Source organism: Sorangium sp. So ce204 (assembly GCF_051526795.1).
GTDB classification, from domain to species: domain Bacteria; phylum Myxococcota_A; class Polyangia; order Polyangiales; family Polyangiaceae; genus Sorangium; species Sorangium cellulosum_B.
The window spans coordinates 3672791-3696773 of the sequence record NZ_CP150317.1 but is presented as its reverse complement, the minus strand read 5'-3'; the positions used below and the strand labels follow the sequence as shown (position 1 = coordinate 3696773).

Sequence of the window (23983 nt, the reverse complement as noted above, 5' to 3'; positions counted from 1 at the left end):
ACCATGACGGACAAGACCAATCTGCTCGAGATTTTCAAGACGGTTGCCGCCCGGGTGGACAAGCGCGAGTTCCCGAACGTCACCGCGGCTTCTGTGATCACGGAGCTCGGCATCGACTCGCTCTCGATGATGCAGATCGTCGGAGAGATGGAGACCGAGCTCGGCGTCATGATTCCGGACGAGGATCTGGTCGAGCTCATCACCGTGGGCGACCTCTGCAAGAAGGTCGGAGAGCGGCTGGAGGCGACCGTATGAGCCGGCTGGAGGAGAAGATCTTCCAGGAGTACATGACGTTCTTCGAGAAGGCGGAGCGCGAGCGCCGCTGGAACGTCTTCCAGGACATCCCCTGGGAGCGCGTGAACAAGGACGCGAGCGAGGAGCTCGCCCTGTGCGCGGAGACCTTCTGCTCGGTCGAGATGTACCTGCCCGACTACGTGTCGAACGGCATCAACCTCGTGCGGAAGTACTTCGGCCAGGCGTGGTTCCAGGCCAACTGGGCGTATGAAGAGTCGAAGCACTCGCTCACGCTGATGCAGTACCTCCTGCGCTCGGGCAAGCGCACGGAGGAGCAGCTCAGCGATCTGCAGCATCAGATCTTCGCGAAGAAGTGGGACCTCCCGTTCCACACGCCGCGGCAGATGACGTTCTACGGCTGCGTGCAGGAGATGGCGACGTTCGTCATCTACGTGAAGCACCGGGAGCGGGCCGCGACGGAGGGCGACGAGTGCCTGCGGACGATCTACGACTACATCGCCCGCGACGAGATCGCCCACTGCCGCTTCTACCAGAGCGTCGTCAAGGTGCTGCTCGAGGAGGACCGGCCGGGCACGCTCGCGGACATGGCGCACGTGTTCGCGAACTTCGAGATGCCGGGCGTCGGGATCGTCCCCGACTACGACTCGCGCATCCTGAAGATGCGCGAGGCCGGCGTCGACCGGAACGTGTTCATCCAGAAGGTCTACATGCCGATCCTCAAGTACCTCGGCGTGGGCCGGCACGAGATGCTCGCCGCCCAGCGCGCCGCGCTCGAGCTTCGCCGCGGCGGTGAGCGCCGTGACCCCTCGATCGAGGGGCTCGCAAGCGCTCCCAACCTGGACAACACTGCGCCCCAGGCGCTGTCCGCCTGAACCTTCCACCTCCCCCCAACGAGCAAGAGCAGTCCGATGCGAAGGCGCGTCGTCGTGACCGGGATCGGCGCCGTTTGCCCGCTGGGCAACGACGTCGCCACCACCTGGCAAAACCTCCTCGCCGGCCGATCCGGCGTGGACTACATCCGCGATTTCCCCGTCGACAGGCTCCGCAGCGACATCGCGGCCAGCGTGAAGGGGTTCGATGTCGCGAGATACCTGTCGCCCAAGGAGGCGGAGATCTATGGCCGCGTGACCCACTTCAGCCTCGCGGCCGCGGTGGAGGCGCTGCGCGAGGCCGGCATCGCGCCGATCGAGCGCGCCTCCGCCGCGGAGGACGAGGCGGCGGAGCGCGCGGGCGCGCGGGCCCAGGGCGCGCCGCCGCTCGCGGCCGCGGCGCCGGCGAGCGGCTTCGACCGGACCCGCGTCGGGTGCCTGATGTCCACGGGCATGGGGTCGGTCGAGATCTTCGAAGAGCAGGTCGGCAGGAGCGCGGCGCGCGGCCCGCGGGCCGTGTCGCCCTACTTCATCCCGGGGGTCATGCCGAACGGCGCCGCGGCGCTCATCTCCATGCGATACGGGCTCATGGGGCCTTCGTACAACCTCGCGAGCGCGTGCGCGACGGGCACGCACTCGATCGCGACCTCGGCCCTGATGATCGAGGCGGGCGAGGCCGACGTGATGGTCGCGGGGGGCGCCGAGGCCGCGACGCGGCTCAACACCGTCGCGGGGTTCGGCAACGCGAAGGCGCTCGCCAGGGCCGTCGACGGCGACCCGGCGCGCGCGAGCCGCCCGTTCGACCGGCGCCGCCAGGGCTTCGTGATGGGCGAGGGAGCAGGCGCGCTCGTGCTCGAGGAGGAGCAGCACGCGCTCGCGCGCGGCGCGAAGCCGCTCGCCGTCGTGGCCGGCTTCGGGATGACCACGGACGCGGAGCACCTCACGCGGCCGCACTCGGGGGGGCTCGGGCTCGCGCTCGCGCTTCAGCGCGCCCTCGCCAGGGCGGGCACGGCGCCGGAGGCGATCGGCTACATCAACCCGCACGCGACCTCGACGCCGCAGGGCGACGCCGCCGAGGTGCTCGCGCTGCGGCGCGTCTTCGGCGAGCGCCTCGCGCGCATCCCGATCTCGGCGACCAAGTCGATGATCGGGCACCTGCTCGGCGGCGCCGGCGCCGTCGAGACGATCGCGGTCGTGTGCTCGCTGCGCGACCAGCTGCTGCACCCGTCGATCAACGTGGATGAGCTCGATCCGGAGTGCTCCCTGGACGTCGTGAGGGAGCGGCGGGCGGTCGATCTGCGTCACGCGGTGAAGTGCTCGGCGGGCTTCGGCGGGCACAACTGCGCGCTTGTGCTGGAGCGGGCGTAGCGCCGGCGACCGCGCCACGGCTGGCGGCCCCCCGCGCCCGGCTCTACGTAGGGCCCATGGCAGCCCACAAGAACAGGCTCGCGAGCGAGTCGTCGCCGTACCTCCTGCAGCACGCGCACAACCCGGTCGCGTGGTACCCGTGGGGCGCCGAGGCGCTCGATCTCGCGCGCCGAGAGGACAAGCCGATCCTCCTGTCCATCGGCTACGCCGCCTGCCACTGGTGCCACGTGATGGAGCGCGAGTCGTTCGAGGACGAGGCGATCGCCCGGCACATGAACGACCTCTTCGTGAACATCAAGGTCGACCGGGAAGAGCGGCCCGATCTCGACCACATCTACCAGCTCGTCGTGCAGCTCATGGGCCGGAGCGGCGGCTGGCCGCTGACGGTGTTCCTCACCCCGGATCAGCGCCCCTTCTTCGCGGGCACGTACTTCCCGCCGAAGGACGCGCTCGGCATGCCCGGCTTCCCGAAGGTGCTCGACAAGATCGCCGACGCCTTCAGGAACCGGCGCGACGACGTCGAGCAGCAGGCGCAGGAGATCACCCATGCCATCGAGCGCGCGCAGCGCGCGCCGGCGCGCGCTGCAGGCGTCGTCGCGCCCGCGCCGTCCGATCTGCTCCGGCGCGCGTCGCGGCAGCTGCTCGCGCGCCTCGATCCCCGCCACGGCGGCATCGGATCGCGGCCGAAGTTCCCGAACACCATGGCGCTCGACGTGCTGCTCCGCCGCGGCGTGCTGGAGGGCGATCGCGTCGCGGCGGAGGGCGTCGAGCTCACGCTGGACAGGATGCGGGACGGCGGCATCTGGGATCACCTGCGCGGCGGCTTCCACCGCTACTCGACGGACGAGCGCTGGCTCGTGCCCCACTTCGAGAAGATGCTCTACGACAACGCGCTCCTCCTGCGCCTCTACGCCGACGGGTTCCGCGCGTTCAAGAAGCCGATCTACGCCGAGACGGCGCGCGAGATCGTCGGCTACCTGTTCGCCGAGATGCGCGCCCCGGAGGGCGGCTTCTACGCGTCGCAGGACGCCGACTCGGAGGGGCGCGAGGGCAAGTTCTTCGTGTGGACGCTCGAGCAGCTCCGCGACGCCGTCGGCGAGGATCAGCTCGCGTACGACGTGGCCCGCCTCGTCTTCGGCATCAGCGAGGAGGGCAACTTCGAGGACAGCGGCGCGACGGTGCTCTCGCAGCACCGCACGCTCGATCAGGCCGCGGCGGTCATCGACGACGGCACGGGAGGCGGCCCCTCGACCCACCTCGATCGGTGCCGCGACGCGCTCGCGCGCGCCAGGGTCGCGATGCTCGCGGCGCGCGACGCGAGGCCTCGGCCGGCGCGCGACGACAAGGTGCTCGCGAGCTGGAACGGGCTGCTCATCGGGGCGCTCGCCGACGCCGGGCGCGCGCTGGACGAGCCCGCCTGGGTCGACGCCGCGGCGCGCGCCTTCGCGCTGCTCGAGCAGAAGCTCGTCCGCGGCGGCCGCGTCGGCCGCTATCTCAAGGACGGCGCGCCTCCCGGCGCGAAGAGCGAGCAAGGCGGCTCCGGGGCGGCCGTGCGCGACGTCCGGCCAGGGTTCCTCGACGATCAAGCGTACCTCGGGAACGCGGCCCTCGACCTCTACGAGGCCACCTCCGACCCGCGCTACGTCGACGTCGCGCGCGCGATCGCCGACGCGATGATCGCACACCACTGGGACGAGGCCACGCCCGGCTTCTTCTTCACGCCGGACGACGGCGACGCGCTGATCGCGCGCACGCAGGACATCTACGACCAGGCCGCGCCCTCGGCCGCCTCGATGGCGGCGCTCCTCTGCCTGCGCCTCTCCGAGATCGCCGACGAGCGTTACCTCTCACCGGCAGAGCGGCAGCTGGACGTCCTCGCGCCGACCGCGATCGAGAACTCCTTCGGTCTCGGCCAGACCGTGTGCGTGCTCGACCGCCTGACGCGCGGTGCAGTGACGGTCGTGGTGGTCGGCGAGGCGGGCTCGGCGTCGGCGGCCGAGCTCACGCGCGAGGCGTTCAAGGCGTACCTGCCGAACCGGGCGATCGTGCTCGTGGATCCGGCTCGGCCGGAGAGCGCCGCGGCGGTCAAGGTCGTCGCCGAGGGCAAGCCCGCGCGCCCTGATGGGGCGGTCGCCTACGCATGTCGCGGGCGGACGTGCTCGGCGCCCGTCACGACGGCGGCCGACCTCAAGGCGCTGCTGGCGTGACGCGGCACGCGCCGAGCTCGCACGGGCCGCGATCCGGGGCGCCTCCGCAGGTACAGCCGGACACCGGGCCCGGCGCGTGGGTCTGCGCGCATCCACGTCCGACGCCTTCGGCGCGGGCGTCGCTCGGAGCGCAGACCTCCACGTCGAGCCTCGAGTCGTCGTCGAAGTCCGTGACGAAGGTGCAGCTGCAGCGGTAGGGCGTGCCCTGCTCAGGGCGGCACGCCGGCGAGAGCACCACGCACAGCAGGGCTCCCGCGCGCGCCGCCCGGATGAGCCACCTACGGCGTGACGGTACCGCCACCCTTGTCGCCGCCAGCCTTGTTCCCGCCCGTGTTGCTCTCGCGGATGTGGAACTCGACGCGCCGGTTCTTCTGGCGCCCGGCCTCGGTGTTGTTGTCGTCGATCGGCCGCTTCGGACCGAAGCCCGCCGCCGTGAGCCGGGCGGGATCGATGCCGCCCCGCTCGATCAGGTACGTCCTGACCGAGTGAGCGCGATCGTTCGAGAGCTTCTCGTTGAGCTGGTCCGAGCCCCGGTTGTCGGTGTGGCCCTCGATCGCGACGAGCGTGATCTCGGGGTTCACCTTCAAGAGCCGGACGACCTCGTCGAGGATGCTGTAGCTGTTCGGCAAGATCCTCGCGCTGCCGGTCGCGAACTGCACCTGCTTCAGGATCTGGATCTCGCTCGACCCCGTGATGCGGCGGATGAACTGCGGGCAGCCGTTCTTCGTCGGCTCGGGGCTCGGCTGGCCCGGCTCCTTGGGGCAGGCGTCCTTCGCGTCCGGGATGCTGTCCTCGTCGGCGTCGTCCTCCGGGCAGCCGTCGGCGTCGTTGATCTTGTCGAAATCCTCGGGCTGATCCGGGCACTTGTCGCTGGTGTCCGGGATGCCGTCGCCGTCGCGATCGGGCAGCGCCGGGCAGCCGTCGTCGCGGTTCGGCGGCTTGCCGTCCTCGGGATCGGTCGGGCAGAGATCGATGTCGTCGGGGAGCCCGTCCTTGTCCGTGTCCGCGGCGCGCGGCGGGACCGCCTGGAAGCGCCTGCCAGGAGACACGGGCTCGACATCCTTGATGCCGAACGAGTAGCCGATGACCCCAACCATCCGGAAATCCGGCGCGTAGCCGCCCGACAGCCGCGTTCCGGCGCCGACCCCGAGCCACCCCTTCTTCCGCTGATCGAGCGCGAGCCGCCCCTCGGCCATCCACTCCAGCGGCGTGTTGTCGCCCGTGAACGTCGTGCCGCGGCCGAGGCCCGTCGATCCGAAGATCTGCGCGCCGAGCCGCAGCGCCCCGTTCCGCAGCGGGAGGAAGCCGCCGACCCCCCACCTCCACTCGTTCGTCACGGCGAAGTCGTTGAGCGATGAGTACGGACGGAAGTGCACCCCGGTGTTCAGGACGAAGAACATCGACTTGAGATCGATCTCCCCCGAGAGCCCGATCATCGCGCTCGCGGCGTTGTCGCCCGAGAACGAGAGCTTGCTGCCGGTCGGCACCCACGCCGTCACGTTGGCGCCCAGCTTGAAGAAGCGATCCTCGGTGCGGTACAGGATCGCCCGCCCGTCGAGCCGGATGTCCATGAGCGCGGCGGTCGACGGGCTCGCCGCGTCCTCTGCGCCGGCGACGCTCGGGTCGTTCGTCGGGTTGCTCGTCTGGAGGGCGATGATCGGCAGCCCCACCTGGAACGAGAAGCGGTCGAGCAGCTCGACGCCCCCGTTGAAGTAGCCGATGAGCTGCGAGGACACCGGCGAGCCGTGTTCCCTGCTGAACCGCCCCGCGGCCTGCTCGTCATTCAGCATGTTCTCGACCCGGAAGGGATTGAGGCCGAGCCCGAGCCCGAACTGCCCGAAGAAGCGCGTCTCCGGCGCCACCTGCGGTCGCCAGAGCGCGATCGAGTCGTCGGGAGCGCCGGCCATGTAGAGCCGGTCCAGGTAGAACGTTCTCGTCTGCGCGCTCACAGGGAGCGCGCTCAAGAACAAGGCTCCCGCCGCAGCAGCCGCCAGCGCGCGTCGCTTGACGCCCCGTGCGGGCGCGTGCTGCTTTTCCCCCTCATGTCCTCCGGTGCGCGTCAAATTCCCTCCTGTGACCCGCTCTTGAACGACCGTTGCGGTCGATCGGAGGCTACACGCTAACCCAGGCCTCTAGAAAGGTGAGAGAGAACGGCGAACGTGGGCAAGGCGCGTCATCTCCCGTCACCGCGCGTAACCGCCCGTGACCGCGCGTCACCGCGTCGTCTGGTGTTGACCTGGGCCAAATGCCGTGCTTTCTTGCGCGCCCGCTTGACGTGCGGCCAGGATGCCGCCGTTCGCGGTCCAGACCGAGGGACCACCAGCCATGAAGCGCACCTACCAGCCCCATAACACCCGCCGCGCCCGGACCCACGGCTTCCGTGCGCGTATGGCGACCGCCGGCGGTCGCAAGGTCATCAACAACCGCCGCCGCAAGGGCCGCGCCCGGCTCGCGCCCACCATCTACAAGAAGTAACGCGGCGGTGATGGCGCCAGCGCAACCGCGCTCGTCGGCGTCCTCCTCCTCGTTCCCGCGCGAGCGCCGCATTCGCAGGCGAGCAGAATTCGTCTGCATCCAGAACGGTGGTCATCGCGTCAGCACCCGCCACCTGCTGATCCTCGTCGCGGCCCCCACCGAGGGCGCTGCTCGCGGCGGGGCCCTCCGCGGCACCAAGAGCGCTGCCGCGCCTGTCCCATCCGGGGCGCCTCGCCTGGGCCTCGTCGCCTCGCGCAAGGTGGGCGGCGCTGTGGCGCGCAACCGCGCGAAGCGCCTGCTCAGGGAGGCGTTCCGGAGATTCCCGGAGCTCTTCCCGGAGCGCGTCGACATCGTGGTGATCCTCCGCACCGGCGCCGGCTCGCTCGGCCTCGATGACGTCCTCGCGGAGCTTCGTGGCGTGGTTCCGGTGCTCCGCCGCCGGGCAAAGGAGGCGCTCACTGCCGCGTCGCGCGCGCGAACGGAGGTCGTGGCCGAGCGCCGCGCAAGCGATCCACCGGCGCCCGCGCCAGACCCGACTGACCCGACCAACCCGACCGACCCAGCCGGCAGCTAGAAGATGGCGCGGCATACCTTGCGCCCTGGTGCGCTGGGCCCCAAGCTCCTCGCTCTCTCACGGCTCACCGCATGCTGGCGACGCTCCTCCTCGCGCTGATCCGCGCCTACCAGATGACGCTCTCCAGGCTCATCGTGGCGTTGATGGGCCCGGTCTGTCGGTTCGAGCCCTCCTGCTCGCGCTACGCCGCCGCCTGCATCGTGGACCACGGGGCGCTCCGGGGGAGCTTGCTTTCGCTCAAGCGACTGTGTAGGTGTCACCCGTTTCATCCAGGCGGGTTCGACCCTCCGCCACCTCGTCTTCGCCGTGCCGCGGCTGCCCGGATGCCGCGTCAACGGGACGCTGACCCGCGGGATACGACACGCTGTTCGTCTACTGGCGCGGAGCTCGCCTCGCGCGCCTCATCCCCCTGTCGAGCGGGCTTCAGCGGCCGGGTCACCCTCATGGACTAATCCCGCTCGGCCATCGACAAGGCCCCCTGCGGCACGGCGCCCGACACGCCGCGGAGCGAAGCCCGCACGAAGCGACCCTGGGCAGCCTCGTGAGGCGTCACGAGACGCCCGTAGCGAAGGGCGCGGCTCGAGATCCTGGGATCGACGAAGGACTTCATGGAACGCAGCAATATCGCCAAATGGCTGTTCCTCGGCCTCGCCATCATCCTGTTCTTCCAGTTCGGCAAGCCGCTCCTCTTCGGTGAGGGCGCGCCGCAGCTGCAGCCGCTCGACGTCAACGACAGCACGGCCCCCGCCGAGCGCGCTCCCCCGGAGATGTGCGTCATCGACGGAGACCGCTTCAAGGCTGAGCTATCGACGCACGGCGGGTCGCTCCGGCACCTCTGGATGACGGACCCGAAGTACACGACGGGGAACGGCGAGCGCAGGCCGATGGACCTGGTCACGACCTCGCTCGAGTCGCGGATGCCTCTCAGGACGGACCTGCACCTGCCTGGCGGCAGCGCGCAGCAGGTGCCGTTCGACGACCTCGACTGGAAGCTCTCGGCGCAGGACGGCAAGAGCTGCACGTTCACCTACGCCGACAGCGCGACGAGGCTCACCAAGGTCGTCGCGGCCACGGGGCGTCCCTTCGAGCTCTCGGTGCAGATGACGGTCGAGAACCTCGCGCAGGAGCCGCGCAAGCACCGGCTCGCCGTCGAGCAGACCGCGTGGCGGACCCAGAAGGAGACGGAGGGCCATCTCGGCCTGATCTCGGAGTGGATCACCGAGACGGTCGCCGCGACCGACCAGAAGACCGAGCGCCAGCTCCCCGACGCCTTCGAGCCGGGCGACTTCAAGGACCCGGAGTTCACCGCCGAGCGCTGGCGGCGCACCCCGGGCAACGCGCGGTTCGCCGCCGTCTCGAGCAGCTACTTCAGCAAGATCGCGATCCCGCTGGAAGGGCCAGGGCAGCCCACGGCCGAGACGCAGATCGAGGACGTCTGGGATACCTCGAAGTTCCAGGACAAAAGCAAGGACCCGAGCTACGGGCACATCTATCGCGCGCGGCTCGCCTATCCGGAGCACGAGCTCGCGCCCGGCGGCGCGGTGACCTACAAGCTCCTGTCCTTCACCGGGCCGAAGGAGCGCGAGCTGCTCGCCGCCGTGGATCACGGGGCGAGCGAGGTCATCAACCTCGGCTGGTTCTCGCCGATCGCGAAGCTCCTCGTCTCGTACCTCTATGTCCTCTACGGCGCCGTGGGCAGCTGGGGCTGGGCCATCGTCCTGCTCACCATCACGGTCCGGCTCCTGCTCTTCCCGCTGAGCATCCAGCAGATCAAGAGCGCCGCGGCGATGCGCAAGCTCAAGCCGGAGATGGATGAGATCAACGCGAGGTACAAGGACGACGCCGCCCAGCGCGGCCTCGCGATGCAGGAGCTCTGGCGCAAGAACAAGGTCGCGAACCCGGTCGTGGGCTGCTTCCCGATGCTGCTCCAGATGCCGGTATGGTTCGCCCTCTACACCGCGCTCCAGACCGCGGTGGAGCTCTACCACACCCCGTTCGGCCCCGTGATTCCGGACCTGTCGGCCCCGGGAAAGTACTTCATCATTCCCATCGTCCTCGGCGGCTCGAGCTTCATCCAGCAGAAGCTCATGCCCCCGCAGGGCGACCCGGCGCAGCAGAAGATGATGCTGTACCTGATGCCCGGCATCTTCACCGCGATGATGCTCTTCCTCCCGGCCGGCCTCGGCGTTTACATGTTGACGAACACCTGGCTCGGCATCGGGCAGCAGGTGCTCGTCGAGCGCTACCTGAAGGCGAAGAACGAACGGGCCGGCGGCATCCAGGTGCGAGAGGTCGCGAGCGCGGAGCCCCAATCCGCGATGAAGAAGACTCCGGGCGACGACGACAAGTCGGCCCCTGCTCTCGGAAAGGGAAAAGCACGTGTCCGTGGATAGTGAAGTTGCCGAAAGGGGAATCGACGCGGCGGACGTCGATGTCGATGCCGAGGCGCAGGGCGCTGGCGACGCGGCCGAGTTCGAGGAGGACGGGCGCGCCGACATCGCGCTCGACTTCGTCATCGATGTGCTGGCGGCGATGGGCATGGACTGCACCGTCGACCTCCTCGAGAACGAGGAGGAGGATCCGCCCGAGGAGATCCGGCTCGAGATCGAGGGGAAGGACGCGGGCCGCGTGATCGGCAAGAAGGGGCAGACGCTCTCGGCGCTGCAGTTCCTCGCCAACCGCGTGATCAACCGGCCGGGCAAGAAGCGGCGTCATGTGATCATCGACGCCGAGGGCTACCGGCAGCGGCGCGAGGACACGCTCTCTTCCATGGCGCGCAGGCTGGGCAAGCAGGCGGTCGAGGAGGGCAAGATCATCACCTTCGAGCCGATGAACCCGCAGGACCGCCGCGTCGTCCACCTGGCGCTGGCGAAGTTCCCGGGCGTCGTCACCAAGAGCGACGGCGAGGGAGAGGCCCGCCGCGTGCAGATCATCCCCGTCCGCCGCTGAGGCTGAAGGCCCGGCACGAAGCGCGCCCCCAACGCGCACCCAACGCACGCCCAACGCACGCCCAACGCACACCTGACGCCCACCAGGCGCGCGCATCAAGAGCGACTGCGCCGCTGCCGGCGTTGACACCGGATCGCCCGCATGCATAATGCCGCACCTCTCCGGTACCCCCCGGGGAGGTGCGCGGGCACGCGCTCGCGCCCATGTTCTCCCGGAACCGCAACCGGGTTCCATCTGCGTTCATCGCGTGAAGCACGAGGGCCGCGCGCGGCCCCCGCTCCGCCGGACGCAGTCCCCGAACGGCGGCGGCCCAGCCCCCTTGAGCACGGGCACGGGACCGCGAAGACGGATCCCCGACCCTTTGAAGGATTGACCGACCATGCAGACCTCGAACATCCTCGCGAAGATCGAAGCTCCCCTGTTCCGCGAGGGGATCCCGGATTTCCGGGTCGGCGATACGGTGCGCGTCCACTACCGGATCGTCGAGGGCGAGAAGGAGCGCATCCAGGTGTTCCAGGGTGTCGTTCTGAAGCGCCACCGCGCCGGGGTCCGGAGCACCTTCACCGTGCGCAAGGTGAGCTTCACGGTCGGCGTCGAGCGCATGTTCCTCCTCCACAGCCCCCGCATCGACAAGGTCGAGATCGTCTCGCGCGGCGTGGTCCGCCGTTCGCGGCTCTTCTACCTGCGCAACCTGGCAGGCAAGGCCGCTCGCGTCCGCGACGCAAAGGATTGATCCCGCCGGCCGGCCCCCCGGCCGCGAGCAGAGCGCTCCCGCAGAGCAGATTGCCAGGGGGACAGCCGGCTCCCTGGTTCGATCGCGCGCGCAAGCATCCATGGCACGGCGCGGAAGCAGCTGTGCGCTGGGCGGCGACGCGTGCATGCGCGCGCACGCACCGCGTTGCCGGCCTGTAGCAAGGGTTCCCGCATACTTCTTCCTTGATCCTCGGCCGAGCGGCCACGGTATGCTCGCGGCGGCGGTGCCCCAGCGCCGCGAAACCCGAGAAGGATCACCATGCTCTGTCCGCGTTGCGGTGCGCCCGCGACCCCCGCCGATAAATTCTGCGCTGTGTGCGCCTCGCCGCTCACCCCGTCGGGGCCTGGAGCGTTCGGGGCTCCTCCGCCGCCGCCGCCTCCTCCTCCGCCGTTTCCTGCTCCGGGCTTCGGTGCGCCCCCCGAGCCTCCCCCGAACTATGGCTCGCCGAGCGGCGGTTTTGGTCCGCCCCCGCCGGCGCCTTTCGGGGCTCCTCCAGGCCCGCCTCCCGGGTTCCCGCCGGCGCCCGAGGGCGGCCCGGCCGGCTTCGGTCCGCCTCCGCCCTTCGGGCCGCAGCCTGGTGGCTTCGGTGCGCCCCAGCCGCCGCCTCCGGTGCCGCTGAAGCCGCCGCCGTTCCCGCCGGAGCCGCCGATCTACGGCGCGCCGGGCGGAGGCTACGGCTCGGCCCCGAGCTTCCCGGAGCAGCAGGGCAGCTATCCCGGCCCTCCGCCCCCGCGGCCCGGCTTCGGCCCGCCCCAGCAGCCCGGCTTCGGTCCGCCGCCGCAGCCGCAGGGCGCGCGCTGCGTGCAGGGGCACGCGATCCCGGCGGGCGGCTCGTTCTGCATGGAAGGAGGCCACCCGATCGCCCTCGACGGCATCCAGATGAGCGGCGATCCCTTCAACCAGACGGCCTATGCGCCCAACCAGCAAGGGGCATCCGCGCCGCCGCCGATACCGCAGGCGAGCGGCAGCGGCGCCTACGGCGAGCCGCCGCAGCCACAGCAGAACCTCGCCCCGCCGGGCCCGCCGCCCGCGTACATCCCGCCTCCTCCCGCGGTGCGTCCGGCGACGCCGGCGCCGCCGAGGGCCGCGGGGCAGGAGAGCCGCCGCACCCTCGCCGGCTTCCTCGTCAGCTTCCAGGACGACGCGCTCGGCAGGTTCTGGCCGCTCTGGCAAGGCAAGAACATCGTCGGCCGCGCCGAGACAGGGCAGAAGGTCGACATCGAGATAGCGCACGGGACGACCTCGACCCACCACGCGACGCTCGAAATCGACGGCGGTCGGATCGTCCTCGCCGACCTCGGCTCCACCAACGGGACATTCCACAACGAGGAGGCGATCGGCTTCCAGGGCCGACGCGAGCTGCGCGATGGCGACAAGATCCGCTTCGGCGGGTTCAGCGTCATCCTGCTCAGCGTGGCCGCGCGGGCCTGACGGGCCCATCGCACGAGGAGAGGCGTTGCCGAGCCTGGCCCCCTTCCCCCGCGACGTTCGACCGGCACCTGGCGCCCCTGCCGGGCTGCGTGAAAACCAACCGGATAGCCGCCGCCAGCGCGCGGCGGCCGCCCCGCTCGCGCAGGGAGCGCTCCTCGGCTCCCTCGCGCCCGCTGGAGATCCCCACGCATGACTCCCTCTCATGACGCGACTCGCCCGATCCACTCCATGAGCGCCTCCGCCCGTCGCGGCAGGCGCGAGGGCAAGGCCTTGCGCTGCGCGAGGCTCCTCGCGCTCGCGGCCGCTGTCCTCGCGCTCCTCGCCGGACAGCGCCGCGCCGAGGCCGCGCCCGAGGCGCACGTGCTCCGCATCGACCCGCGCGCGAGCACCGTGGACGGCTCGCCCGTGCTCACGACCGTGCTCGAGGTCGTGCAGAACAAGCGCCTCAGCGACCTCACCCGCAACTGCGCCGCGCTCACCGGCAACGCGAACCTCGACTGCGTCGCCGACGCGATCGAGCAGCCGTCGGCGCTCTACTCGTCGTTCGACTTCCCGGACAAGAACGCGATCCTCTCCGTCACGGTCGACGGCACGGATCTTCCGGCGAAGTTCGAGTCGAAGGCGCGGTGGGGCGACAGCGCCGGTCAGCCGGGCGTCGGGACGGCGTGGCTCATCCTCATCGACGCCGCGTCGAGCATGGGCAACCGCTTCGACGAGGCGAAGGCGGTCGCGAGCGCGTTCGTCAACGCGATGCAGCCGAACGACATCGTCGACGTGATGTTCTTCAACGATCGCGGCGTCGTCGAGGACTCGAAGTGGGTGAGCAACAAGCAGGCGGCCGCGCAGGCGATCGCCGGCGTCGCGCGCACCTACCCGACGCAGGGCCGCACGCGCCCGCTCTTCACGATCATCAAGAACGCCGCCACCGACGCGTTCAAGGAGCTCGGCAACGCAGGTCAGGGCGTCCAGGTGCCGATGCACCAGGCGATGGTGGTCCTCTCGAACGGCTCCGCCGGCGCGGATCCCAGCTCGACCGCCGCCGCGTCGAACCTCCTCCGCGAGTACCTGACGAAGGGGCGGTTCCCCGAGAACAACGACGTCCTGCCGAAGACGCCGGTGCCCGTCATCTCGATCTGGTTCCCGAGCCAGCTCGTCGAGGAGTTCACGGCGAACGCCCGCGAGTTCATGGAGGGGATGGCGAACACCGAGATCGGCGGCTTCTTCAGCGTGGTGCGCGACGGCCAGCAGCGGCGCGCGGCCAACATCGTCAACGCGATCCGCACCCGCTTCAACAAGATGCACATCGTGAAGTGGCGGGTCTCGTGCGTCGCGCCGAGCATCACGCAGACGTTCAAGCTCGCCTTCATCAACACGGATCCGCCGATCGCCGGCGACGCCACCTTCCAGAACGTCCCCGTCGGCATCGATCCGACCGCGTGGCCGCTCGACGTCGACCGCGACGCGACCGACCGCGCGGCGAAGAAGACGCCGATCTATCCCGGCGGCACGGTCAAGATCTTCGGCAACTTCTGCTGGGGTGGCAACGCGCAGCGGGCCGAGATCTACATGGTCCCGAAGAACCAGGCCGCGCCGCAGTCGCTGCAGGGCGGGAACCTCGAGGACGCGAAGAAGGCCCAGCGGACGCTGATCGAGGGCGGGATGCGCGGCAAGGCGATCTCGGCCGGCGACAGCGTCGTCGAGTTCGAGCTCCCGGACACCGACAAGTTCCTCGTCGGCAAGGGCGACCAGACGACGGCGCGCCTCATCATCTACGACAACCAGGCGCGGCGGACGAGCGCGGTCACGGCCGACAAGATCCTCACGCTGAAGGCGAAGGAGGCGCCGCTGCCGTACCTGCTCATCGGCGGCGTGACCTTCGGCGGCGTCGTCATCGTGCTGCTCCTCGTCTCCATCTTCCGCGGCGGCGGGAAGCGGCGCGGCGGCACGGTGGCGGCCGCGCCCCCGAGGCCCATCGTGGCCGGGAGCGGGCCGCCTCCGCCCTACGCGCCCGCGCCGCCGCCTCCGGGTGACTTCGGCTATGGCGGCGGGCCGATGATGGGCCCCCCCATGGGCGGGGCCAGCCGGGCGACGCTCTCGGGCCCGGCGGGCATCTTCACCGTGCACCCCGGCGCCGAGGTGCGCGCCGGGCGCGACGGCGCCTCGTGCCTGATCGCGCTGTCGGAGCCGCGCGTCTCCGGCACCCATGCGAGCGTGAAGCTCGAGGCCGGCCAGCTGTTCGTGCGGGACGAGAACTCCAACAACGGGACCTACGTGAACGGCCAGCGCATCGCCGCGGCCGTGTGGACGCTCGTGCCGCCCGGCGCGTCGTTGCGGTTCGGCCCCGTCGAGTTCAGCGTCCGTTTGGAGTAGCGTGTCCGGGGCCCGTTCTCGCGCCCCGAGCGACGCCCCCCCATGATGCCCCCGACCGAGTCCTCCCCGCACCTCAAGATCGAGTTCGCCCAGGCCAGCGATGCTGGCCGGGACCCGAACAAGCAGGTCAACGAGGATGCCTGCGGCTACGCCGAGACCAAGTTCGGTTACCTGTGCGTCCTGTGCGACGGCATGGGCGGACACTATGGCGGCAGCGAGGCGAGCCGCACCGCCATCCAGACCATCTTCGAGATGATCGAGCGCACGCCCGCCACCGTGGATCCGAGCGGGGCGCTCAAGGCCGCGATCGAGGAAGCGGGGCGCCGCGTCTACCAGCTGGGCGGGCCGCCGGAGAACCGCGTCCGGCCCGGCTCGACCGTCGTCGCGATGGTCCTCCACGAGCGCGGCGTCGATGTCGCGCACGTCGGCGACAGCCGCGCGTACGTGATCCGGAGCCACCAGATCTACCCCCTCACGCGCGACCACTCGATGGTGCAGGGGATGATCGACGCGGGCATGCTCACGGAGGCGCAGGCGATCGGCCACCCCGACGCGAACAAGATCACGCGCGCGCTCGGGATGAGGCCAGAGGTGGAGGTCGAGGTTCGACCCGAGCCGATGGAGCTCTACCCGGGAGACGTGCTGATCCAGTCGAGCGACGGGCTCACCGATCTCGTGCTCCCCGGCGACATCCTCGGGTGCACGCGGCAAGCGCTCGCGTCGGGCTCGGTCGATCACGCGTGCCGGATGCTCGTGCAGCTCGCGAACCACCGCGGCGGTCACGACAACATCACCGTGCAGATGGTCCGGGTGCTCGAGACGGGCAGCCGCTCGCTGACCATCGCGCACGGGCCGCCAGGGGCGGCGGGCCCGGGCGACGGCGTCCATCCTGCGCGCGCTTCGCGCCCTCAGGAGACCGTCGCGATGCCCCGGTCCGATGCGGCGGCGATCGGCCAGCAGCACGCCACGAGCACGCCGCTCCCCCACGGCCATGGCGCCCCTGCGGCCGCGAGCGGCGCGGCGGCGGGCATGGCGGCCGCAGGAAACGCGCCGGCGCCGTACCCGGCGTCCATCAACAACGCGATCACCGTGGTCCCGACGGGCTCCCCCGACACGCCGCGCCCTGCGTCCACCAGCGACGCCGTCACCGTGGTCCCGGCAGGCTCCACCGGCGCGCCGGGGCTGCGTCCAGCGTCCCCCCGCTCCGCGGCGACCGCGGCCTCGGCGGGCTCCGACGACGTGCCGGCCGTCGCGCCGACAGCCACCGACGACGTGCCGGCCGTCGCGCCGACAGCCACCGACAACGTCCCGGTCATCGCGCCGACAGCCACCGACAACGTCCCGGCCGTCGCGCCGGGTGCTGCCCATGGCGCGCCGGCGCTTCGCCCCACCACCGTCGACAGCGCGCCGGCCGTGAGCCCCACGGCCACCGACGAGCTGCCTCCCGTGGCTCCGGCCGCTGCCCCCAGCGCGAAGGCCGTGAGCCCCACGGCGGCCGACGGCGGGTCGGCCATGACGCCCACGCCGATGGACTCCGCGCTGGCGCTGCCTCCAACCGTGCCAGGCGCCCATCCCCCGGTGGCTTACCCGAACGCGCCCGACGCGCCCGCCGTGCTGTCTCCCCTTCCCCTGAGCGCTCCCGCGCCGCCTCCCATGGGCCGCGCCGCGGCCCCTCAGCCTGGTTCGTTCGGAGCGCCGCCTCACCCAGGCGCCGCTTACGGCGCTCCGCCCCACCCCGCCGTCCCCTACGGCGCACCACACCCTCCTGGCGCCGCCTACGGCGCGCCGCCCCCTCCTGGCGTCCCCTACGGCACGCCGCACCATCCTGGCGCCGCGTACGGTGCGCCGCCTCACGTCGGCGCCGCCTATGGTGCGCCTCTTCACGCGACCGAGCAGGATGTTCCGCCGCCTTCGGTGGCCTTCCCGGGGCACAACCCAGCAGCGCCCGGTGGTCCCCCGGTCGCCGCCGCCCCGCCCCCCCACCTCGCGCCCGCGCCGCTGCACGCTCAGGCGTACGCCGCGACCGGCCCGCGCCCCGCGCCAGCACCGAGCTTCTCCGGCCCCGTCTCGTCCTCCGGGGCACCGAGCGTGCCGAGCACCGTGCGCGCCCCGCGCGGCGTCTACATCGCCCTCATCGCCTCGGCCTCGGCCGTGATCCTCGTGCTGTTCGTCTTCCTGCTCTGGAAGCTCCTCGGCAGCTGAGGCGGAGCGGAAAGACGCGGAAAGACGCGGAAAGACGCGGAAAGACGCGGAAAGGCCGCCCCCACCCACCGCCCCGCACGGACGAGCGGAAACCTCGACGGACACGATCACGACGACCGAGCTCGGCTCGCTCGACGCGCTCGACTCAGACGACCACCGCACAACGGCCCCGCTCGTGGAATGCGATTGAAGAAAGATCGGATTCCGGATTAGCCTAACTTTCCGGAGGTCCCTCCATGCCTGGCGACCAAGAGCTCGAGCACGGCGACGACATGCATGGCGCGCCTGAGGATCTGGAAGAAGAGGTGCCGGAGTCGACCCGTACACCCTCTCTCGAGGAGGCCCGCGCCGGCTTCATGCTGCTCGATCTGTGACCCGCTGAACCCCCTGTTCCCGGAAGTCACGACGCTCCGCGCCGACACGCCGTTCGTCGATCGGGCGAGAGCCTCCCGCCGAACGGCGCCCATCGCCGCGCGCGTGCGGAAGCGCGCTCCTCTCCCGCGAGCGGCGCCGCGACAGCGTGGCGCGCGGCGGCGCACGGGACGCGCCTCTTCCCTTGCCCTCCCCGACGGCCTGTGGTGAAACGCGGCCCGCATGATCCCGGGGCTAGGCAAACAAAGCATCACGATCGGCAGCGCCCCCACCTGCGATGTGGTGCTCGTCGCTCCCGGCGTCCTGCCCGAGCACGCGCGCATCGTCAACCAGGGGGGTGGCAAGCTGCTCTTCTCCTGCGGGCAAGGGCCGGCGTCGGCGAACGGGCGGCCCCTCTCGCCGGGAGAGCAGGTCCCGTTCGACTTCCGCACCCAGTTCGTTGTCGCGCAGACGCCGGTCCCGCTGAACCATCCGGCCATCACGCTGATGCTGGCGTCGCCCGGGAGCCTCGCGCCCGCGCCCGGCCAGGTCGTGATCGGACGAGACCCCGGGCGCGCCTCCCTGGTGCTCCAGCACCCGAGCGTCTCGAGCCAGCACGCGACCGTCACGCTCGATCGCATGATGGTCATCGACCACAACTCGACGAGCGGCACGTACGTGGGCGCGCAGCGCATCGCCGCTGGCTCGCCGACGCCCATCGATCCGCAAGGCGCCATCGCGTTCGGGCCCGTCCCCGTCCAGATCAGCCTGCTCGTCCAGCTCGCGCAGGCCGCCCGGCAGTCCGCGCTGCCGGCCGCCTCCGGCGCCCCGCCCGCGGCGAGCGTCCTGCCGCCGCAGCCTGCCGCTTCCGGCTACGCGCCGCAGCCTGCCGCTTCCGGCTACGCGCCGCAGCAGCAGCCCGGCGCCGGCGGTTACGCGCCGCCAGGCGTCGCCGGCGGTTACGCGCCGCCGCAGCAGCCCGCGCACGCGGCGTCCTCGGTGCCCGCCGCCGGCGCGCCCGGGAGGAAGAACAAGACGGTCCTCGGCCAGCTCGACTTCTCCGGCGGGGGATCGAACGTCAAGAAGATCGGCCGCACGCCCGACAACGACATCGTGCTCGCCCACCCCCAGGTGTCGAGCCACCACGCGCTCCTGCACTCGATCAACGGGCAGCTCTACGTCGAGGATCGCGGCAGCGCGAACGGGACCTACGTCCGCGGCAACCGCATCGCGCCCGGCCAGAAGATCGCCGTGCAGAGCGGCGAGAAGATCTACATCGGGCCCATGCCCCTCCAGATCGAGATGGGGGGCGCGGGCGCCGTCGAGGTCGTCCAGGAGGAGTACTCCGCCGATCGGTGGGCAGGGCGGCCGCTCTACGAGATCGAGGCGTGGAGCCTCGCCCTCCAGGTCCCCGACCGGGACAACCCGAACGAGCAGAAGACCCTGCTCGACAACGTGTCGTTCAAGGCGCTGCCGGGCGACATGATCGCGCTCATGGGGCCGTCGGGCGCCGGCAAGACGACGCTCCTGCTCACGCTGAACGGCTACCTGCCGCCGACGAGCGGCGTCGTCCGCATCAACGGCGAGGACCTCTACAACATCTACGACACGCTCCGCGGCTCCATCGGCTACGTGCCGCAGGACGATCTCGTCCACCCGGAGCTCACCGTCTTCGAGGCCGTCCGCTACAGCGCGAAGTTCCGCCTCCCGCCCGACTACACCGAGGCCGAGATCGACGCCCGCGTCGAGCAGACGATCAAGGATCTCGGCCTCGAGGGCGTCAAGAACCTCCAGATCGGCAAGCCCGAGAACAAGATCCTCTCGGGCGGGCAGCGCAAGCGCGTCAACATCGCGCTCGAGCTCGTCACCGATCCGGTCATCCTCTTCCTCGACGAGCCGACCTCGGGCCTCGCCGCCGACGACACGACCGCGCTGATCAGCCTGCTGCATGACCTCACGAAGGCCACCGGCAAGACGATCATCATGACGATCCACCAGCCGGCGAAGGACGAGTTCGAGAAGTTCAGCCACGCGCTCATCCTGGGCTACGGCGGCATCCCGATGTTCTTCGGGCCGACCCGGCCCGACGCGTACCGCTTCTTCGGCAGCTGGAAGGAGCGGCACGGCCAGCAGAACGACGTCGACAACCCGCGCGACATGTTCGAGATGCTCGCGCTCCGCGAGCGGCCCATCTTCGATCAGCTCCGCGCGCGGAACCCGAACGCGTCGCGCGGCGACGCCAGGAAGCTCGCCGCCATCGAGTGGCGCAAGGAGTTCTTCAGCGACGGCAACCCGACGTACCGCCGGATGTACTCCGGCCGGCGCGAGATCGGCACCGGCCAGGGGCAGCGCGGCATCCCGGCCGGGCGCGCCACGACCAAGGGGCAGCTCGGCCTGCTCCTGTCGCGCTACTTCAAGGTGAAGAAGCGCGACATCGGCGGCACCCTGATCATGCTCCTCCAGGCCCCGATCATCGGCATCCTGCTCGCGATCGTCTTCGGCGGGCAGGAGAAGGCGATCCCGGCGTGGTGCCTCGGCGCGCTCCAGGAGCTCGGCCGCCGCGCCGGCGGCGCGGACCAGAGCACCGACGTCATCAAGGGCATGGAGGTCACCACCGACCACACCGCGGCGATCTTCTTCCTCGTCGTCGCCGCGGTCTGGTTCGGGACCTCGAACGCGGCCCGCGAGATCGTCAGCGAGCGGGCCATCTACCTCCGCGAGCGCATGGTCAACCTGGGGCTCGTCAACTACGTGCTCTCCAAGTACCTGCTGCTCGCCGGCTTCTGCCTCGTCCAGTGCACCGTCCTGCTCGCGATCGTGTTCTTCGCCCTCGGCTTCCACGGCGGCATGCAGGCGTTCGGCATGCAGCTCGCCGCGCTGACCGCCACCTCGCTCAGCGCCGTCGCGATGGGGCTCCTCCTCTCCACGGTGGTCGCCTCGTCCGAGGCGGCCATGGCGCTCACGCCGATCGCGCTCATCCCCCAGGTCGTGCTCGGGGGGCTCATGGTGCCGATGACGACCGTGCCGCACCTCCGGCCGCTCATGTACATCATCCCGGCGCGCTGGGGCTTCGAGGGCGCGATCGCGCCGGAGCGGCTCGCGACCGCGGAGGATCCAGCGTGGGTCATCGATCTGCACCGCACCGACACGAGCGCCGCGGACTTCATCGAGGGCGGCAAGTTCAAGTGCGCCATCGCGCAGATGGCGGCCGACAACTACGCGGGCGCGTGGGGCTTCACCACGTACGATCAGACCTGGATGCCCTATGCGGTGCTCGCCGGGATGACGTTCATCATCCTCGTCACGCTCTGCGCGGTGCTGAAGCGGCGCGACCCGGTGTGACGTCGTGACAACGCAGGAGCCCGCCGCTTCCCTCCGCATCGATGACCGGCGCGCGCGCCGGCGCCCGCGCGCGCGAAGCCACCGCAGGCCGGCCGCCGCGGCGCTCCTCTCGCTGCTCGCCGCCCTCTCCCCCGGCCTGGCGCAGGCGCAGCAGCAAGGCCAGGAGGGGCAGGCGGCGCCGCAGGCGCCCGAGGGCGGGGCGGCCGTGCCCCGAGGCGCGGGCGGCGCGATCGTCACGCCGCCTGCCTCCACGGCCGCGCCGGCGGGGAAGGCGACGCCGCCGCGGGCGCTCAACTACACGCCCCCGGAGTACCCGCCGGAGGCCGAGAAGCAGGGGCGCGAAGCGTCGGTCACCCTGCAGCTCGACATCGACCGCGACGGGCGCGTGAAGCACGCCGTCGTCGTCGAGAGCGCGGGGCACGGGTTCGATGAGTCGGCGCTGGCCGCGGCCCAGAAGCTCGAGTTCGAGCCCGCCCGCCGCGCGGACGGGACCCCCGCCCCGGCCCGCATCCTGTACCGCTACTCGTTCACCCTGAAGACGGCCTCGCCGCCGCCGGCCGCCGGCGAGCCCGCGAGGCCCGCCGAGAGCCTCCGCGGCGCCGTGCTCGCCAGCGGGGGCGACGTCCCGCTCGCCGGCGCCACCGTCTCGGTCGCGCGCGTCGCGGGCGCGGGCGCAGCGACGCCCGCCGCGCCGCCGGAGCTCACGACCGACGAGGGCGGCGCCTTCGCCTTCGCCGCGCTGCCGCCGGGGCGCTACCAGGTCACCATCGCGGCGCCCGGCTTCGAGCCGCTCTCCGTCGAGGAGGCGCTCGCCCCCGGGGAGCAGCTCGAGGTGAAGTACCGGCTCCTGCCGCAAGGAGACGGCCTCGAGGTCACGGTCCGCGGCAAGCGGCCGCCGCGCGAGGTGACGAAGCGCACGATCGAGCAGCGCGAGATCAACCGCATCCCCGGCACGAACGGCGACGCCCTGCGCTCTCTGCAGAACCTGCCGGGCGTCGCCCGCCCGCCCAGCATCGCGGGGCTGCTCATCGTCCGCGGCTCCGGCCCGCAGGACACGCAGACCTTCGTCGACGGCACGCAGGTGCCGCTCATCTACCACTTCGGCGGCCTCTCCTCGGTCGTGCCGACCGAGATGCTGGATCGGATCGACTTCTACCCCGGCAACTTCAGCGCCAAGTACGGCCGGGTGCAGGGCGGCATCGTCGACGTCGCCCTCCGCTCGCCCAAGGAGGACGGCAAGCTCCACGGCCTCGCGCAGATGGACCTCATCGACGCGCGCGTCCTGCTCGAGGGCCCCGTGCCGTTCCTCGAGAACACCCGCTTCATGGTGGCAGGACGGCGGAGCTACATCGGCGAGTCGTTCGGCCCCGTGCTCGAGGCCGCGGGCGCAGGCGTCACGCAGGCGCCGGTCTATTACGACTACCAGGTCCTCCTCGAGACCGAGCCCACGCCCTCCGCGCGGCTCCGCCTCACGTTCTTCGGCTCCGACGACGCCCTCGAGCTGCTGCTCAGCGACCCGGCGCCCAACGAGCCGGCCCTCTCCGGCAACGTCGGGCTGCACACGGCGTTTCAGCGGCTCCAGCTGCGCTACGATCACGAGCTCACCGACAAGGACCGGCTCGACGGCGTGCTCGCGATCGCGCGCGACGACGCCGATTTCGGGATCGGGCCGATCTACTTCCAGCTCGATCTCAAGACGATCTCCGGCCGCCTCGAGTACGCGCGGCGCATCTCGAAGGGCACGGTCTTCAACGCGGGGCTCGACGTCTTCGCCGGCCTCTACGCCGTGAACCTCCGCGCCCCCGGGCCGAACCGCCCCGGCGAGCCGCCGAACCAGCCGTTCTCGACGCGCACCCTCCAGGAGGTCTCGCGCGACGGCGAGTTCTTCTACCCCGCGGCGTACGCCGAGCTCGAGCTCGCCCCGACCCCCCGGGCGAAGATCGTCCCGGGCCTGCGCCTCGACTACCAGGACCTGAACAAGCAGGCCACCGTGAGCCCGCGCGTGAACGGGCGCTTCGACGTCGTCCCCGGGTTCCCGCGGACCACGGTGAAGGGCGGCCTCGGGGTGTTCCATCAGCCGCCGCAGTTCCAGGAGGTGATCCCGCCGCTCGGCAACCCCGGCCTGAAGTCGACCCGAGCGCTGCACTACGCGGCCGGCGTCGAGCAGGAGCTGACCCGGCACATCGAGGCGTCGGCGGAGGGGTTCTACAAGCAGCTCGACGAGCTCGTCGTCGGCGTGAACCGGCCCGGGTCGATCCAGCTCGACTACCAGAACGTCGGCTCGGGCAGGGTCATCGGCGGCGAGTTCCTGCTCAAGTACAAGCCCGACGATCGCTTCTTCGGCTGGGCCGCGTACACGCTGTCCCGCAGCACGCGGGTGCCGGAGCCCGGCGAGCCGGAGCGGCTCGTCCCGTTCGATCAGACCCACATCCTGACGGTGCTCGGCAGCTACCGCCTGGGCGACGGCTGGGAGTTCGGCGCCCGGTTCCGCCTCGTCTCCGGCAACCTTGTCACGCCCAACGTGTGCAACGTCAACGAGCAGAGCTGCGACCCGTACCGCACCAACGCGCTCTTCTACGCGCCCACCGGGACGTATACGCCCATCCCGTTCTCCGGCCCGAGCAGCGAGCGGCTCCCGCCGTTCCACCAGCTCGATCTGCGCCTGGACAAGACCTGGAAGTTCAAGACCTGGCGGCTCTCGGCCTACCTCGACGTGCAGAACGTCTACAACAACGCGAACAGCGAAGCGATTCAGTACAATTACAACTACACAGCCCGACAGTACGTCACCGGGCTGCCCATCCTGCCGAGCTTCGGGATGCGAGGAGAGTTCTGA

18 protein-coding genes are annotated in these 23983 nt (G+C 71.0%); 16 read left to right on the top strand and 2 right to left on the bottom strand.

The window, feature by feature from the left end; translation table 11 throughout:
• The first annotated feature begins 3 nt into the window (after positions 1 to 3).
• From WMF22_RS13905 to WMF22_RS13890, 4 genes are read left to right on the top strand one after another with little or no spacing between them, the layout of a single operon-like run.
• Positions 4 to 255 carry an acyl carrier protein gene (locus WMF22_RS13905; RefSeq protein WP_437299570.1) on the top strand — a complete coding sequence of 84 codons (252 nt, stop codon included), beginning with the start codon at positions 4 to 6 and terminating at the stop codon, positions 253 to 255.
• Positions 252 to 1127: an acyl-ACP desaturase gene (locus WMF22_RS13900; protein ID WP_438036043.1), complete on the top strand. Its 876-nt coding sequence runs from the start codon at positions 252 to 254 to the stop codon at positions 1125 to 1127. The genes WMF22_RS13905 and WMF22_RS13900 overlap by 4 nt, the downstream gene beginning before the upstream one ends.
• Positions 1128 to 1163: 36 nt before the next feature.
• A complete protein-coding gene (locus tag WMF22_RS13895; protein WP_437299568.1) occupies positions 1164 to 2492 on the top strand; it encodes a beta-ketoacyl-[acyl-carrier-protein] synthase family protein in 1329 nt (442 codons plus the stop codon).
• 56 nt (positions 2493 to 2548) lie between these two features.
• The gene (locus WMF22_RS13890; protein ID WP_438036042.1) at positions 2549 to 4699 is read left to right on the top strand and encodes a thioredoxin domain-containing protein; all 2151 of its coding nucleotides are present in this window, start codon (positions 2549 to 2551) and stop codon (positions 4697 to 4699) included.
• 278 nt (positions 4700 to 4977) lie between these two features.
• Here the strand turns inward: WMF22_RS13890 and WMF22_RS13885 are convergent, their stop codons facing one another.
• Positions 4978 to 6663: an OmpA family protein gene (locus tag WMF22_RS13885; protein WP_438036041.1), complete on the bottom strand. Its 1686-nt coding sequence runs from the start codon at positions 6661 to 6663 to the stop codon at positions 4978 to 4980.
• Positions 6664 to 7024: 361 nt separating this feature from the next.
• Between WMF22_RS13885 and rpmH the strand changes: the two genes are divergently transcribed.
• The 3 genes from rpmH (at position 7025) to yidD (ending at position 8200) form a co-directional block, all read left to right on the top strand.
• Entirely contained in the window at positions 7025 to 7174 is a 150-nt protein-coding gene (gene rpmH / locus WMF22_RS13880; protein WP_012235155.1) for a 50S ribosomal protein L34, read from the top strand.
• A gap of 10 nt (positions 7175 to 7184) precedes the next feature.
• Entirely contained in the window at positions 7185 to 7748 is a 564-nt protein-coding gene (gene rnpA, locus WMF22_RS13875; protein WP_437299564.1) for a ribonuclease P protein component, read from the top strand.
• 71 nt (positions 7749 to 7819) lie between these two features.
• Positions 7820 to 8200, top strand: a complete 381-nt coding sequence (gene yidD, locus WMF22_RS13870) for a membrane protein insertion efficiency factor YidD (protein WP_437299563.1) — start codon at positions 7820 to 7822, stop codon at positions 8198 to 8200.
• Here the strand turns inward: yidD and WMF22_RS13865 are convergent.
• Positions 8197 to 8358 carry a hypothetical protein gene (locus WMF22_RS13865; RefSeq protein ID WP_437299562.1) on the bottom strand — a complete coding sequence of 54 codons (162 nt, stop codon included), beginning with the start codon at positions 8356 to 8358 and terminating at the stop codon, positions 8197 to 8199. The two genes, yidD and WMF22_RS13865, sit on opposite strands and share 4 nt — an antisense overlap.
• Between WMF22_RS13865 and yidC the strand changes: the two genes are divergently transcribed.
• The 9 genes from yidC to WMF22_RS13820 all read left to right on the top strand — a co-directional run bounded on the left by yidC (position 8357) and on the right by WMF22_RS13820 (position 23983).
• Positions 8357 to 10141, top strand: coding sequence for a membrane protein insertase YidC (gene yidC / locus WMF22_RS13860; RefSeq protein ID WP_437299561.1), 1785 nt, complete (start codon positions 8357 to 8359; stop codon positions 10139 to 10141). The genes WMF22_RS13865 and yidC overlap by 2 nt on opposite strands.
• Positions 10134 to 10697, top strand: coding sequence for a protein jag (locus WMF22_RS13855; RefSeq protein WP_437299560.1), 564 nt, complete (start codon positions 10134 to 10136; stop codon positions 10695 to 10697). Before yidC ends, WMF22_RS13855 begins: the two co-directional genes overlap by 8 nt.
• Before the next feature lie 379 nt (positions 10698 to 11076).
• Entirely contained in the window at positions 11077 to 11430 is a 354-nt protein-coding gene (gene rplS / locus WMF22_RS13850) for a 50S ribosomal protein L19 (RefSeq protein ID WP_012235149.1), read from the top strand.
• A gap of 279 nt (positions 11431 to 11709) precedes the next feature.
• On the top strand, positions 11710 to 12882 hold the full coding sequence (locus WMF22_RS13845; RefSeq protein ID WP_438036040.1) for an FHA domain-containing protein: 1173 nt from the start codon (positions 11710 to 11712) through the stop codon (positions 12880 to 12882).
• A gap of 228 nt (positions 12883 to 13110) precedes the next feature.
• The gene (locus WMF22_RS13840; RefSeq protein WP_437299558.1) at positions 13111 to 15252 is read left to right on the top strand and encodes an FHA domain-containing protein; all 2142 of its coding nucleotides are present in this window, start codon (positions 13111 to 13113) and stop codon (positions 15250 to 15252) included.
• A 42-nt stretch (positions 15253 to 15294) separates the two neighbouring features.
• The gene (locus WMF22_RS13835; protein WP_438036039.1) at positions 15295 to 17454 is read left to right on the top strand and encodes a protein phosphatase 2C domain-containing protein; all 2160 of its coding nucleotides are present in this window, start codon (positions 15295 to 15297) and stop codon (positions 17452 to 17454) included.
• 236 nt (positions 17455 to 17690) lie between these two features.
• A complete protein-coding gene (locus WMF22_RS13830; RefSeq protein WP_437299556.1) occupies positions 17691 to 17828 on the top strand; it encodes a hypothetical protein in 138 nt (45 codons plus the stop codon).
• Between the two features lie 220 nt (positions 17829 to 18048).
• Positions 18049 to 21147, top strand: a complete 3099-nt coding sequence (locus tag WMF22_RS13825; protein ID WP_438036038.1) for an FHA domain-containing protein — start codon at positions 18049 to 18051, stop codon at positions 21145 to 21147.
• A gap of 4 nt (positions 21148 to 21151) precedes the next feature.
• Complete coding sequence (locus tag WMF22_RS13820) at positions 21152 to 23983, top strand: TonB-dependent receptor domain-containing protein (RefSeq protein WP_437299554.1); 2832 nt, start codon at positions 21152 to 21154, stop codon at positions 23981 to 23983.

Excerpts from the sequence above, each read along its gene's own strand:
- WMF22_RS13905 (WP_437299570.1), top strand. The coding sequence starts at position 4 with ATGACGGACAAGACCAATCTGCTCGAGATTTTCAAGACGGTTGCCGCC.
- WMF22_RS13900 (WP_438036043.1), top strand. The coding sequence starts at position 252 with ATGAGCCGGCTGGAGGAGAAGATCTTCCAGGAGTACATGACGTTCTTC.
- WMF22_RS13895 (WP_437299568.1), top strand. The coding sequence starts at position 1,164 with ATGCGAAGGCGCGTCGTCGTGACCGGGATCGGCGCCGTTTGCCCGCTG.
- WMF22_RS13890 (WP_438036042.1), top strand. The coding sequence starts at position 2,549 with ATGGCAGCCCACAAGAACAGGCTCGCGAGCGAGTCGTCGCCGTACCTC.
- rpmH (WP_012235155.1), top strand. The coding sequence starts at position 7,025 with ATGAAGCGCACCTACCAGCCCCATAACACCCGCCGCGCCCGGACCCAC.
- rnpA (WP_437299564.1), top strand. The coding sequence starts at position 7,185 with ATGGCGCCAGCGCAACCGCGCTCGTCGGCGTCCTCCTCCTCGTTCCCG.
- yidD (WP_437299563.1), top strand. The coding sequence starts at position 7,820 with ATGCTGGCGACGCTCCTCCTCGCGCTGATCCGCGCCTACCAGATGACG.
- yidC (WP_437299561.1), top strand. The coding sequence starts at position 8,357 with ATGGAACGCAGCAATATCGCCAAATGGCTGTTCCTCGGCCTCGCCATC.
- WMF22_RS13865 (WP_437299562.1), bottom strand. The coding sequence starts at position 8,358 with ATGAAGTCCTTCGTCGATCCCAGGATCTCGAGCCGCGCCCTTCGCTAC.
- rplS (WP_012235149.1), top strand. The coding sequence starts at position 11,077 with ATGCAGACCTCGAACATCCTCGCGAAGATCGAAGCTCCCCTGTTCCGC.
- WMF22_RS13845 (WP_438036040.1), top strand. The coding sequence starts at position 11,710 with ATGCTCTGTCCGCGTTGCGGTGCGCCCGCGACCCCCGCCGATAAATTC.
- WMF22_RS13840 (WP_437299558.1), top strand. The coding sequence starts at position 13,111 with ATGAGCGCCTCCGCCCGTCGCGGCAGGCGCGAGGGCAAGGCCTTGCGC.
- WMF22_RS13835 (WP_438036039.1), top strand. The coding sequence starts at position 15,295 with ATGATGCCCCCGACCGAGTCCTCCCCGCACCTCAAGATCGAGTTCGCC.
- WMF22_RS13830 (WP_437299556.1), top strand. The coding sequence starts at position 17,691 with ATGCCTGGCGACCAAGAGCTCGAGCACGGCGACGACATGCATGGCGCG.
- WMF22_RS13825 (WP_438036038.1), top strand. The coding sequence starts at position 18,049 with ATGATCCCGGGGCTAGGCAAACAAAGCATCACGATCGGCAGCGCCCCC.